The organism is uncultured Methylobacterium sp., assembly GCF_964244095.1.
Taxonomy (GTDB): Bacteria; Pseudomonadota; Alphaproteobacteria; order Rhizobiales; family Beijerinckiaceae; genus Methylobacterium.
Window position 1 is genome coordinate 1 of sequence record NZ_CAXTHR010000122.1, and the last position, 12,431, is coordinate 12,431.

13 protein-coding genes are annotated in these 12,431 nt (G+C 73.8%); 7 read left to right on the forward strand and 6 right to left on the reverse strand.

Translation table 11 applies throughout. From position 1 onward, the window contains the following. The 3 genes from ACFE86_RS16980 to ACFE86_RS16990 all read left to right on the forward strand — a co-directional run. Window positions 1–872, forward strand: an 872-nt coding sequence (locus ACFE86_RS16980; protein WP_375456507.1) for a phosphoenolpyruvate carboxylase, incomplete at its 5' end; no start/stop codon positions are given. Between the two features lie 125 nt (window positions 873–997). Beyond that, window positions 998–1,972, forward strand: a complete 975-nt coding sequence (locus ACFE86_RS16985) for an HpcH/HpaI aldolase/citrate lyase family protein (RefSeq protein ID WP_375456508.1) — start codon at window positions 998–1,000, stop codon at window positions 1,970–1,972. Window positions 1,973–2,164: 192 nt separating this feature from the next. After that, a complete protein-coding gene (locus ACFE86_RS16990) occupies window positions 2,165–2,341 on the forward strand; it encodes a hypothetical protein (protein ID WP_375456509.1) in 177 nt (58 codons plus the stop codon). A gap of 6 nt (window positions 2,342–2,347) precedes the next feature. Here the strand turns inward: ACFE86_RS16990 and ACFE86_RS16995 are convergent, their stop codons facing one another. The 6 genes from ACFE86_RS16995 to ACFE86_RS17020 all read right to left on the reverse strand — a co-directional run bounded on the left by ACFE86_RS16995 (window position 2,348) and on the right by ACFE86_RS17020 (window position 8,085). Then, window positions 2,348–2,719 (reverse strand): hypothetical protein, encoded by a 372-nt coding sequence (locus ACFE86_RS16995; protein WP_375456510.1) that lies wholly within the window; start codon window positions 2,717–2,719, stop codon window positions 2,348–2,350. Between the two features lie 127 nt (window positions 2,720–2,846). Beyond that, window positions 2,847–3,053: a hypothetical protein gene (locus ACFE86_RS17000; RefSeq protein WP_375456511.1), complete on the reverse strand. Its 207-nt coding sequence runs from the start codon at window positions 3,051–3,053 to the stop codon at window positions 2,847–2,849. Window positions 3,054–3,299: 246 nt separating this feature from the next. Beyond that, window positions 3,300–4,094: a formylmethanofuran dehydrogenase subunit C gene (locus ACFE86_RS17005; protein WP_375456512.1), complete on the reverse strand. Its 795-nt coding sequence runs from the start codon at window positions 4,092–4,094 to the stop codon at window positions 3,300–3,302. Then, entirely contained in the window at window positions 4,091–5,044 is a 954-nt protein-coding gene (gene fhcD, locus ACFE86_RS17010) for a formylmethanofuran--tetrahydromethanopterin N-formyltransferase (protein WP_375456513.1), read from the reverse strand. Before fhcD ends, ACFE86_RS17005 begins: the two co-directional genes overlap by 4 nt. 369 nt (window positions 5,045–5,413) lie before the next feature. Continuing rightward, on the reverse strand, window positions 5,414–7,057 hold the full coding sequence (locus ACFE86_RS17015) for a formylmethanofuran dehydrogenase subunit A (RefSeq protein WP_375456514.1): 1,644 nt from the start codon (window positions 7,055–7,057) through the stop codon (window positions 5,414–5,416). Then, window positions 7,051–8,085: a formyltransferase gene (locus ACFE86_RS17020; RefSeq protein WP_375456515.1), complete on the reverse strand. Its 1,035-nt coding sequence runs from the start codon at window positions 8,083–8,085 to the stop codon at window positions 7,051–7,053. Before ACFE86_RS17020 ends, ACFE86_RS17015 begins: the two co-directional genes overlap by 7 nt. Window positions 8,086–8,399: 314 nt before the next feature. Here ACFE86_RS17020 and ACFE86_RS17025 point away from each other — a divergent pair, with 314 nt between their 5' ends. The 4 genes from ACFE86_RS17025 to mch form a co-directional block, all read left to right on the forward strand. Continuing rightward, complete coding sequence (locus ACFE86_RS17025; protein ID WP_375456519.1) at window positions 8,400–9,431, forward strand: beta-ribofuranosylaminobenzene 5'-phosphate synthase family protein; 1,032 nt, start codon at window positions 8,400–8,402, stop codon at window positions 9,429–9,431. 93 nt (window positions 9,432–9,524) lie between these two features. Further along, window positions 9,525–10,418, forward strand: a complete 894-nt coding sequence (locus ACFE86_RS17030) for an NAD(P)-dependent methylenetetrahydromethanopterin dehydrogenase (protein ID WP_375456516.1) — start codon at window positions 9,525–9,527, stop codon at window positions 10,416–10,418. A 6-nt stretch (window positions 10,419–10,424) separates the two neighbouring features. Then, window positions 10,425–11,633: an ATP-grasp domain-containing protein gene (locus ACFE86_RS17035; RefSeq protein WP_375456517.1), complete on the forward strand. Its 1,209-nt coding sequence runs from the start codon at window positions 10,425–10,427 to the stop codon at window positions 11,631–11,633. Beyond that, window positions 11,557–12,431: methenyltetrahydromethanopterin cyclohydrolase (gene mch / locus ACFE86_RS17040; protein WP_375456518.1), on the forward strand; the 875-nt coding region annotated here is incomplete at its 3' end. The genes ACFE86_RS17035 and mch, both read left to right, overlap by 77 nt.

Below are 12,431 nucleotides of genomic sequence, written 5' to 3' on the forward strand. Positions count from 1 at the left end.
AGCCGCCGGGATCGATCCAGGGCCGCTTCCGCACCACCGAGCAGGGCGAGGTGGTGTCGTTCAAGTACGCCAACCGCGGCACCGCCGCCTACCAGATGGAGCTGCTCGCGGCCTCGGTGTTCGAGCACGCCCTGCAATCCAAGCGGCAGACGGCCGGCCAGCCGCGCCACGAGTTCGACGACGCGCTGGAGGCGCTGTCGGGCGCCTCGCGGGCGGCCTACGTCAACCTGCTCCAGGCCGACGGGCTCGTCGACTACTTCCAGGCGGCGAGCCCGCTCGACGAGATCGCGCTGCTCAACATCGGCTCGCGGCCCGCGCGGCGCTTCGGCACCACGTCGCTCGGCGACCTGCGCGCGATCCCGTGGGTGTTCGCGTGGTCGCAGAACCGGCACGTGGTCACCGGCTGGTACGGGGTCGGCTCCGGCATCCGCAGCTTCCTCGACGTGCGCGGGCCCGACGGCGAGGCGCTGCTCGGGCGCATGTTCCACGACTGCAAGGTGTTCCGCCTGATCCTCGACGAGGTCGAGAAGACGCTGCTGATGGTCGACCTCGCGATCGCGCGCGACTATGCCGGCCTCGTCGCCGATACCGAGATCCGGGACCGCATCTTCGGAATGATCGAGACCGAATACGCGCTCACCTGCGCGATGGTTCTGCGCATCTCCGGCGGGAGCGACCTCGCCGAGCGCGCGCCGCTGTTCCGCGACCGGCTGACGGGCCGCCTGCCGACGATCAATCAGGTCGGCCGCGAGCAGGTCGAGTTGCTGCGCCGCTTCCGCGCCGAGGCCGACGAGGACAAGCGCGAGGCGGTGAAATCCGCCCTGCTGCTCTCGATCAACTGCATCGCCGTCGGCTTCGGCGCCACCGGCTGACGGAAACGGTCGCACGGGCCTGTCGCGCGGTGCGGCCCGGCCCATGTTGAAGACGGTTCGGGCGGCCCCGATGCCGGCGCCGCGAAGCGCGCCGCCCGCTCGACGAATCCAGGAGGAGACACCCCATGAGCTTCACCCTCATCCAGCAGGCCACCCCGCGGCTGCAACGCTCCGAACTCGCGGTGCCGGGCTCCAACCCGACCTTCATGGAGAAGTCGGCGCAGTCCAAGGCCGACGTGATCTTCCTCGACCTTGAAGACGCGGTCGCCCCCGACGACAAGGAGCGCGCGCGCACCAACATCGTCCAGGCGCTGAACGAGATCGACTGGGGCACCAAGACCATGATGATCCGCATCAACGGTCTCGACACCCACTACATGTACCGCGACGTCGTCGACATCGTCGAAGCCTGCCCGCGCCTCGACATGATCCTGATCCCCAAGGTCGGCGTGCCGGCCGACGTCTACGCCATCGACGTGCTGGTGACGCAGATCGAGCAGGCCAAGAAGCGCACGAAGCCGCTGGGCTTCGAGGTGCTGATCGAGACCGCGCTCGGCATGGCCAACGTCGAGGCGATCGCCCAGTCCTCGAAGCGCCTGGAGGCGATGTCCTTCGGCGTGGCCGACTACGCCGCCTCGACGCGGGCCCGTTCCACCGTCATCGGCGGCGTGAGCCAGGATTACAGCGTGCTCACCGACAAGGACGCGGCGGGCGCGCGCGCCACCCACTGGCAGGACCCGTGGCTCTACGCCCAGGCCCGGATGCTGGTGGCCTGCCGCGCCTACGGCCTGCGCCCGATCGACGGCCCGTTCGGCGACTTCTCCGACCCCGACGGCTACATCTCGGCCGCCCGCCGCTGCGCCGCCCTCGGCTTCGAGGGCAAGTGGGCGATTCACCCAAGCCAGATCGATCTCGCCAACGACGTGTTCACGCCCTCCGAGGCAGAGGTCACCAAGGCGCGCCGCATCCTCGTCGCCATGGAGGAGGCGGCCAAGGCCGGCCGCGGCGCCGTCTCGCTCGACGGCCGCCTGATCGACATCGCCTCGATCCGCATGGCCGAGGCGCTGATCGAGAAGGCCGACGCGATGTCGGCGACGTAGGCGTTCCCTCTCTACGACCGGATGCGGCGTGGGCGACATCCGCCGCGGCCGCTTCCGTGGGCAGCAGCCTACGGCATCACGGCCGGCTGCCGCAGCCCGGCGGCCCGCGGGCGCGGCCTTGCGGGAACCAACGGTTAAGCCCGCCGACCTATCACGGAGCATCCCCCAAGCGTCGTGCCGGGAGTGGCGCCGTTGACCCGTGACCAAGTCGCCACCGCGCTCCGGCGGCTCGCCGCCTCGCAGGTCGAGGACATCGAACGCGCCGTCAGGGACGGGCACAAGACCATCGCGCTGAACGAGCTGGCGGACCTCAACCGCCAGCTGAAGGCCTTCGCCGCCGCCCTGAAGAAGACGCCGATCCGCGCGTGAGGCGCGCTACCAGCGCGGGCCGCCCCATCCGTCTGGAATGCCCGCCGGCGGCCCGTCGAGGAAGACCGGGCGGCGCGGCCGCCCTTCGGCATAGCCGGCGGGCTCGTCGCAGACCCGGACCCGCCGCACGACCGCCTCGCCGAACGCGTCGATGCGGCGGCGCACGAACACCCGGCACGGCTCGGGCGCCGGCTCGTAATTCGGGCCGGCGGTGAAGTGCGGACGCCGGAAGGCCGGCTCGGGCAGAGGCTCGCGGTCTTCGTAGCCGCCGTGATCCGGTCGCGGCGGCAGGTGGACTCCGTCGAAGTCGGCGGCCCGGGCGGGGCCTGCGAGCGCCAGGGCGCAGAGCCCGGCGAGGCAAGAGCGGGGGAACGGCACGGGTTCGGTCCTCTCGGAACGCATGGCCGGCGGCCATCGCGGCGAGGAGGATGCGCGGGGTAGGCTGAACCGGCGGCGAGCGGCCGCGTCGAAAACCGTTCAGCTCGAGCGCGCCCGGAAGGCGCGGTCACAGGTCCTTCGGCAGCGTGCCCCGGACGGCGCAGCGCCAGCGGGCGACGTGAAGCTCCGGGTGCGATTCCTGCCACGCGGCCAGCGCGCTCTGGGCGTGGCGGAGGCAGACGAACGGGTTCGTCCCCTCGTAGGACATCGGGATGCGGTCCTCATAGCACTGCGCCGGCTGTGACAGCAGGCAGACCGAGAGCAGGATCAGCATGGCCGGGTTTCCTCGCGCGCCGAGCGTCGTCCCGGCCTTCGACGGACCGGGTTGGGGTTGAGGATAGGCCGGGGGCACCGCGCCTGGAAAGAGGCACCAGCCTCGGACCGATCGCCGCCTTAGAGTGTTTTCCATGATCTTCGGATCACGGAAAACACTCTAATTCCTTGTGCCGTCGCATTTTCTTAACGCGAGCCGGCATCCACCTCGCTGGAAAATGCTCTAGCGGTCACGGACGGCGGATCGTCAGGCCGCGGCCCAGATCTCGCCTTTGGCGATCGTCGCGAGGTCGCCGGAATAGCGCCGCAGGGGGCCGGCCGCGAGGTCGGCGTGGTGCGGGCTCAGCGCCCGCAAGGACCGCGCGAGCAGGCGCAGGAAGACGAGGTCGTGGGAGCCGGTCTCGACGAAGGTCGGGGTCAGGCGGCCGTGGGCGCCGACGAGCAGGGTGCCGCGGCGCATGCCGTAGCCGGGATCGTCGCCGACGGAGCCCGCGGCGATCGTGCCGGCGATCATGCGCGAACCGGCGTAGTCGCCCGCCCGCTCGACGAGGATCAGCCCGCGCCGCATGCGGTCGCCGAGGTGGCGGCCGGCCGTGCCCCCGACGATCAGCGTCGCGCCGTCGAGGCCGGCCCCGGCGGCGTAGACCGCGCCGCCCGCGTGATCGCCGGCATCGCCCGCGATCGTGATCGTCCCGGCGGTGGCGCCCGCGCCCGCGAACGGGCCGGCCGAGCCCGACACGGTCAGCGTGCCGCCGGCCATGCCCGCGCCGAGGCGCTGCCCGACATCGCCGACGACGCGGATCGCGCCCTCGGAGAGCGCGGCGCCGACGCGGTCGAGCCGTTCGTGGCCGCCCTCGATCGTCAGGGTGTCGGAGCGGTCGAGGGAGACGGAGAAGCAGTCGCCGAGCACGAGCCCGCGCCGGGTCGTGCCGACAGGAAGCCGCTCGGCCTCGGCCTGGGACAGGGCCGAGAGGGCGAGCGGTGCGATGTTCAGGAAGTCGAGCCGCTCGGGCGGGGCCTGCCGCAGGGTGAGGACGCTCACGCGGCGGTCTCCCGTCCGGCGGGGTCGCGGGCCAGGAGGTCGCGGAGATGGTAATGGTGGCGCCCAAGGTTGCCGCCGTAATTGCCGGCCGTGACCGCGACGAGGCCGTGCCGCGCGCCGACCGCGGTCGCGGCATGCAGCGCCGCCCGCATCGAATCCGACACCCCCTGCGCGGTCAGCGCGTCGATGACGATCTCGAGCACCACGCCGCATTCGGGCGGGAGCGCCGAGCCGGCGCGGCCCTTCAGCGTCGGGCAATAGGCGTCGTTGGTGGAGGCCATCATGCCCTTGGTGCGGCCGCCGACCTTCGAGCCCGAGCGCACCACGCCGCCGGGGAAGGGGAGGATCGCGCCTGGGACGGCACGGGCCGCTTCGACGGCGACCTCCGCCACCGTCAAGGTTCCGGCATGGGTGCGGCCGAGAAACAGGAGATTGCCGCCGCCGACCGCGCCCTCGACGGCGCGCACCGAATCCTCGCACAGGAACTCGCCGTCCATCACCGGGATGCGCCAGTAGCGGCGCATCGCGCCCGTGTGGTCGGGCAGGCGCTTGGCGACGGCAAAGCCGTCGCCGAAATAGCGGATCGCGCCGCCGAGCCTGATCTTCGTGGGGCCCTCGACGCCGGCAAAGCACGCGGTGCCGGGGCAGGTGAGGATGCACTGCCCGACGCGCTTCAGGAGCTGCTCCTTGAGCCCGTTCGGCTCGAAGCCGAACAGCAGGATGCGCACGCCCGGCCGCCCGTCCGGGGTCTCGTCCGGCGGTAGCTCGGCGTCGATCCCGGCTTCGGCGCCGCAGCCGATCACCGATGTGGCGAAGCCGGTCATCGTGGTCGCCGCGATCATCGCCCATTTCGCGGTGTCGTTGGTGACGACGATGGCGGTGCCGGCGACGTCGAACGCCTCGGCGAAGGTGTCCTCGACGCGGATGCCGTTGAGGATGAGGTCGGCCATCTCAGCCATCCTCACGCATCGTGCGATGGTTTCGAGCGATGCGCGTTTCGCTCTCTCCGATGCGGGAGAGGAGAGCGACGATGCCGGATGCGGCGCTCCCCTCTCCCCGCAGGCGGGGAGAGGCCCGGCTGCACCCCGTCGTGCAGCCGGGAAGCGAAGCCGAAGCGAAGGTGAGGGGGCGATGCCGGCAGAGTCCTATCCGTTCGCGACCCCTCACCTTCGGCTGCCGCCTCGCCGCGACGACGACGAGGTCGTCGCGGCCCTCCCCCCGCAGGCGGGGCGAGGGGATGCGCGGCCACCGACGCGGCAGGCGCCCGGATGCGCGAAGCGGATGATCCAAGGAGAGGGGCGGGAGGAGCTCCGCGATCGTCAGGCCCGGCATGCGACCTCCTGGAAAACCTCCGCCTCGGGGAACGCGGCGTCCGGCACGGCGAAGCTGTCGAGGCCCTGGCCGAAGCGGTCCCGGAGGTAGGCGTCGCTGCGCCGTTCCATCGCCCTGTCCGCCTCGACCGCGAGCGACAGGGAGCGGCCCATGCGCCAGTCCACGACCTCGCCGTCCTCGACGATGACGACGCCGTCCTTGAGCACCAGCCTGGCGCGCGAGAACATCGCCGTGCGGTCCCGCGTCTCGCGGTAGATTGCGATGTCGGCCCGCGCGCCCGCACGCAGGTGGCCGCGGTCGGACAGGCCCAGGAGCTTGGCGGGGCCCGAGCGGGTCAGCGCGGCGATCTCGGAGAGGGAATATTCGCGCGCGATCCCCGGCAGCGACGAGCGTTCGTGGACGACCTTCGGCAGCGTCGCGATCTCGCGGTCGCGCTCCTCCTTGTCCATCAAGAGGTGGATGATGCGCGGATAGGCGGTGAACGGGCCGCCGTTCGGGTGGTCGGTGGTGAGGATCGTGCGCTCGGGCGCGTCCGAGAGCAGCATGATCTCCAGGCCGATCGCCCATTGCAGCGAACTCGTGGGCCCGCGCGGCCGGTACAGGAACGGCACCACGCCGCCGCCCTCGGCATCGCCCGCGTTCAGCACCCACTTGTTCGGCTTGGCGCCCTTGCGGCCGCCGAACTGGCGCAGGATGTCCATCGACACCGTCACGGTCTGGCCGAACACCACCTGTCCGACATCAAGCGTCGCGTTCGGATGGCTGTGGATCGCCTCGACGATGCGGTGCGCCGCCGAGCGGAAGCCGCCGCTTGCCGGGTTCTCGGGGTCGGCCACGCCGTAGGCGTAGAACTGCGCGTGCGCGAAGTGGATGCGCCGGCCCTCGGCCGCCTCCAGCGTCGCGACGAAGCTGTCGTCGGCGCCCGGCAGGCCGAGGTTGTTGCAGTGGACGTGCAGCGGGTGCGGCACGCCGATAGCCTCGACCGCATCGAGCAGCGAGCCCATGATCCGACGCGTGCTGAGGCCGTAGACGGGGATCTCGTCGTCGAGGCCGAGCTTGAGCGCGCCGTCCTTGAAGGCCGAGGCGCCGCCGGCGTTGATGCACTTCACGCCGAGCGCGCGCGTCGTCGCGAGGGTGAGCGCCACGAGGTCGCGCACGGCATCCCTGCTCTCCCCATCGCGCAGGAGCTGGAGGAGGTGGTCGTCGTTGCCCATCACGGCGAGCGCGCCGCGGTCCAGCAGCGGGATGTCGGCGAGTTCGAGCTGGGTGGCGAGCGCGTGCGCGGGCGGCATCGCCGGCTCCACGGCGGTCGTGTAGCCCATCTTCGCGTAGGCCGCACCGATCCAGGCGGCGGCCCCGCCGGCATGGGCGAAAGGATGGCCGTCCGGCGCCGTCTCGCTGACGTAGAGGTCCGGCAGCAGCAGCCGCGCGGTGACGACGTTGCCGCCGGCGATGTGCGAATGCACCTCGACGCCGCCGGCCATTACGACGCAGCCGACGGCGTCGACCGTCCGGTCGGGCGCGCGCTCGGACGGCCCGACGACGCGGCCGTCCTCGACCCAGACGTCGCCCACGGCATCGCGCCCCGCGGTCGGGTCGATCACCCGGCCGCCGACGATCCGGATCAGCATGCGGCGTCCCTCCCGCGGGTCAGCCGGTCGTGGATGCGGGCGACGACGGTCGCCGCCGCGAGGCCGCCGGCGCCGGCCTGGTAGGTCAGCGCCGCCCGGCCCTCGTTCCAGAGCACCCCGCCGGCGCCCTCGCCCGGCACGCCGACGGCGATGACCACCTCGGCCGTCCGGGGTGCGGCGGCGAGCGAGCCCGCGCCGACGATGGCGATGGCGGGCAGGCGCCCGAGCCAGGACGGGTGCGGGGCCGGCAGCGTCGAGAGCCACAGCGCCGCGTCGGCCTCGCCGGCCGCGACCTGCCGCGCGGCGTCGAACCGCCACGGGTCGTGCTCCGGCACGCGGCGGCCGAAGCCGGTGCGCGGCGCCTGGCCCGTGGTCCAGGCCGCGACCTGGACCACGGCGCGGTCCTGGTCGGGCCCGCCGAGCGCGAGCGTGAAGCAGCGCGTCGCCGCGTTCACGTCGCGCACGAGCCCCTGCAGCATCTCGACGCCGATCTCGCCGAGGTCGGCCGGATCGTAGAGGACGACGCCGTAGGCGGCACCGTAGAGCTTGCGCGCGATGTCACTGAGCGCCGCATCGTCGGTCAGGTGCCCCCTGGCGCAGGCCCGCAGGTGGGCGATCGCCCGCGCGATCTCCGGCGCGGACGCCGCGTCGATGGCCAGGACGTGCCGGTCGGAGCCGGCCGCGCGCCCGCGCGCCGGCGCAGCGGCGCGCAGGGCGTCGACGATCGCGGCATGCCGGGCCTTCCCGCCCACCGTGAGGATCACGTCGGCGCGGCCGAGGACCTCGGCGGGCGTGGTGGTCATCGCGCCCGCGCGGCTGAGCGCGCCGAGTTCGGCGTAGGTTCCGGCAGCGCCCAGGGTGTCGAGGGAGGCGCCGAGCGTGCCGGCGAGGCGGAGGGCGGCGCGGATCGCCGCAACGTCGGCGTTCAGGCCGGCAAAGACCGGCGCGTGCGCGGCGGCGAGCAGGGCGGCGGCGGCCGTGACGGCCCCCTCCGCATCGCTCGCATCACCCTTCACCCAGGCGGCCATGCATCCTTACCCGAACCGTTTCCCGGACGCTTCGCAGAGCGTTGCCGCAAGACCGGAGCGTGCGGCACCCGAAGGGCGGTCGGCGCCGGACCGGTCGGCCCGGACGGGGCACGGACCACGTTCGGAATGCCTGCAGGGCAATCACGTTTGCATCGGTCGCGCGGCGCAGGCAACCCTTGCACGCCGGATTCGGCGGCCGTCGCCCGAAGCCCAACGCGGCGGACGGTTGCTCCGCGGGGCTCCTCCATGGGAAAAGCCGGCTTCCGCGCCGGCCGGCCACGGCCACCGCGACAGCAGGGCGAAGCGGCGTGCCGATGGCCAGGGGCGAAGGGGCGAGGGCGGAGGGGGGGCGGCCGAAGGGGCTCGGCTCCGAGCCATCGGACCTGAGCCGAGCCGAGGCCGGCCCGCCGCGATCCGTCCGCGTCCACGCGCCGGCACGCCTGCATTTCGGCTTCCTCGACCTGCATGGCGGCCTCGGGCGCCGCTTCGGTAGCATCGGGCTCGCCATCGACGCGCCCGGCCTGCGGCTCACCGCGACCGCCTCGGATGCGCTGGCCGTCGCGGGGCCGGAGGCGGAGCGCGTGCGCGGCTACGTGCGCGCCGCCGCCGCCCATCTCGGCGTGCCAGCGGCGGTCGCGATCGGAATCGAGGCGGTGATCCCCGCCCATGCCGGCTTCGGCTCGGGCACGCAGCTCGGGCTGAGCGTCGCCGCGGCCCTGGCCAGGCTCGCGGGCCGGCCGTTCTCGGCGGAAGATTTCTCGAACGCCCTCGACCGCGGCAACCGCTCGGGCGTCGGGCTGCGCGCCTTCACCGAGGGCGGCCTGATCGTCGACGGCGGCCGCGACGCGACCGGCGCGCCGCCGCCGGTGATCGCCCGGCTGCCCTACCCGGAGGCGTGGCGCGTCGTGCTGATCCTCGACGAGACCGCCACCGGCATCCATGGTTCGCGCGAGGCGGAGGCCTTTCGCGCGCTGCCGCGCTTCCCCGAGGCCCAGGCCGCCGAGATCTGCCGGGTCGTGCTGATGCAGGTGCTGCCGGGGGTCGTGCTCGCCGAGCCGGAGGGCTTCGGCGCCGGCATCACCGCGATCCAGCGGCTGATCGGCGATCACTTCGCGCCGCACCAGGGCGGGCGCTACGCCAGCCCCGCCGTCGCCGAGGCGCTGGGCCACGTCGCCGCGCAGGGCGTGGCGGGCTACGGCCAGAGCTCCTGGGGGCCGACCGGCTTCGCGCTGATGCCCTCGGAGCGGGACGCCCGCGCCCTCGTCGCCGGGCTGGAGCGGCCGGGGCCCCTGCGCTTCCTCGTCGCGCGCGGGCGCAACGTCGGCGCCGACATCGCCCCGGCCTGAGCCGGATCGGCCGAGCCCGCTTGACCGCGGCGCCGGGTTGCGGCCCTGGACGGGGAACCGGCGCGGAACGGCGCGTCACACGAGGGAAACGCCATGGCCCGCTCGATCCTGCACATGCTCACGCCGCTCCGGCACATGAGCCCGTTCGACGTGAACATGGCGGTGGATGCCGGGTTCGAGACCGTGGTCACCCACACCGGCGTGAGCCTGTCCGACGTGGCGTCGCTGACCCAGGATTCGATCTTCTCGCGCAGCCCGGGGGACGGGGTGCGGACCGGCCTGTTCATCGGCGGCAAGAACGCCGAGGATGCGCTGGACATGATGGACCGGGCGAAGCGGGCCTTCGTGCCGCCGTTCGCCAACCACCTGTTCGCCGATCCGGCCGGCTCCTTCACCACCGGCGCGGCGATGGTCGCGCAGGTCGCCCGCGCGCTGCGGGACAGGTTCGGCACCGGGCTGAAGGACAAGCGCATCGTCATCTTCGGCGGCGCCGGCGTCGTCGCCTACGTCGCCGCGGTGATCGGCGCGCTGGAGGGCGCCAGGACCGTGCTCGTCGGGCATGACGGCGAGGAGCGGGTCTCGAAGATCGCCGTCACCATGAAGTGGCGCTTCGGCATCGAGGTCGGCGCCGTGGACGGCACGACGCCCCACGACCGCCGCAGGGCGATCGCGGAGGCCGACGTCATCCTCGCGGCGGGCCCGGCCGGCATCCCGATCCTCTCGGCCGAGGATCTCAGCGCGGCGCCCGGCCTCCTCGTCGCCTCCGACGTCAACGCCGTGCCACCGGCGGGCATCGCCGGCATCGACGTCAACGCCGTCGACGTGGCGCTGCCGGGGGGCCGCGGCGTCGGCATCGGTGCGCTCGCCGTCGGCAACGTGAAGTACCGGACCCAGACGCAACTGTTCCGGCGCATGCTCGCCTCCGACGCGCCGCTCTGCCTCGATTTCCGCGACGCCTACGCGCTCGCGGTCGCGATTGCCGGCTGACGGGCGGTGGGCGACGCGATCCTGATCGCGGCCCAGTCCGGCCGCGCCCTGGCGCAGGCCGCGCGCCGGGCGGGCCTGCGCCCGTTCGTCGCCGACCTCTTCGGCGATGCCGACACGCTCGAACTCGCCGCGGCGCATCGCCCGCTCCGGGGCCGCTTCGGCTCCGGGCGGCCGGGCGCGGCGGTGCTCGCCCGCCTCGACGAACTCGCAGCACTCGGCCGCGGCCGGGTGCTCGGCGTGGTGCTCGGCAGCGGCTTCGAGGCCGCGCCGGACCTGATCGCCGCGATCGCGCGGCGCCACCGGCTGATCGGCGCCGACGCTGCGGCGGTCGCCGCCCTGAAGCACCCGTTCCGCTTCGCCGCCCTCTGCGCCGGCCTCGGCATCCCGCACCCGGCGGTGACGCGGGCGCCGCCGGACGACCCGGGCGCGTGGCTGCTCAAGCGGGCGGGCGGCTCGGGCGGCGGCCACGTCCGCGCGGCGACGCGCGGGCGGGCGCTCGGCGGCGCCTACTTCCAGGTCCGGGTGCCGGGCCGCGCCTTCGCCCTGAACGTGCTCGCCGACGGGCGGGGGCTGCGTATCCTCGCGCTCACCGAGCAGTGGAGCGCGCCGTCCCGGCTGCGCCCGTTCCGCTACGCCGGCGCCGTGGCAAGGGCGCGCGGCGAGGCCGCGCCGGTCCCGGCGGCGGTCGCGGTCGCGGTCGCGGATGCCGCGGCGGCGCTCGTGCGCGCGACCGGGCTGCGCGGGCTGGCCAGCGCCGACTTCCTCTGCGACGGACACGCTTGGTGGCTCACGGAGATCAACCCGCGCCCTGGCGCGACCCTCGACGTGCTCGACCGGCGCGGCGTGCCGCTGCTGGCCGCGCACGTCGCGGCGTGCCTCGGCGCGGCGCCCGACATCGGGACGCCCGCAGAGGATGCGGCGGCCGCCGCAATCTGTTACGCGGCGCGGGGTCACCGGCCCGTGCCGGCGATCGACTGGCCGGACCACGTGCGCGACCGCCCCCGCGCGGGGACGGCCGTGGCGCGGGACGCGCCGCTCTGCACGGTCCTGGCGACGGGGGCGGACGCGGCGGCGGCACGACAGGCATTGCGGACGCGGATCGCCGATCTCGGCGACCGCCTGTCCGGGGAGGAAGCCCATGAGCACCAACATGAGCACCAAGCAGCCGAGCCTCAACGCGCTCGCGATGCCGCTGGTGGAGCGCCTCGTCGCTGACGCGGACGCCCTGCGCCTGTCCGTGACGCAGGGCCCCGGCGGCGCGCGCATGGTCGATGCCGGCGCCTCCGCCCGCGGCTCGATCGAGGCCGGCCGCCGCATCGCCGAGATCTGCCTCGGCGGGCTCGGCACCGTCACGATCAGCCCGTCGGGGCCGGTCCCGTCCTGGCCGTACTCGGTGGTCGTCCACGCCGCCGACCCGGTGCTGGCCTGCCTCGGCAGCCAGTATGCCGGCTGGTCGCTCGCCGACGAGGACGGCGATTCCGGCTTCTTCGCGCTGGGCTCCGGCCCCGGCCGGGCCCTGGCCGCGGTCGAGGGGCTCTACGCGGAACTCGGCTACCGCGACGCGGCCGGCCGGACCGCCCTGGTGCTGGAGGCCGCGAGCGGCCCGCCGGCCGGCGTCGTCGCCCGAGTGGCCGAGGCGACGGGACTCCGTCCGGAGGACCTGACCTTCATCTTCGCACCGACGCAGAGCCTCGCCGGGGCGACGCAGGTCGTCGCCCGCGTCCTGGAGGTGGCCCTGCACAAGGCCCACACGGTCGGCTTCGACCTTCACGCGGTCGTGGACGGGATCGGCTCGGCGCCGCTCTCGCCGCAGCACCCGGACTTCATCAGGGCGATGGGCCGCACCAACGACGCGATCATCTACGGCGGCCGGGTGCAGCTCTTCGTCGATGCCGACGACGCCGACGCCAAGCAGCTCTGCGAGCAGCTCCCCTCGAGCACGTCGGGCGACCACGGCGCCCCCTTCGCCGAGATCTTCGCGCGGGTGAACGGCGACTTCTACAAGATCGACGG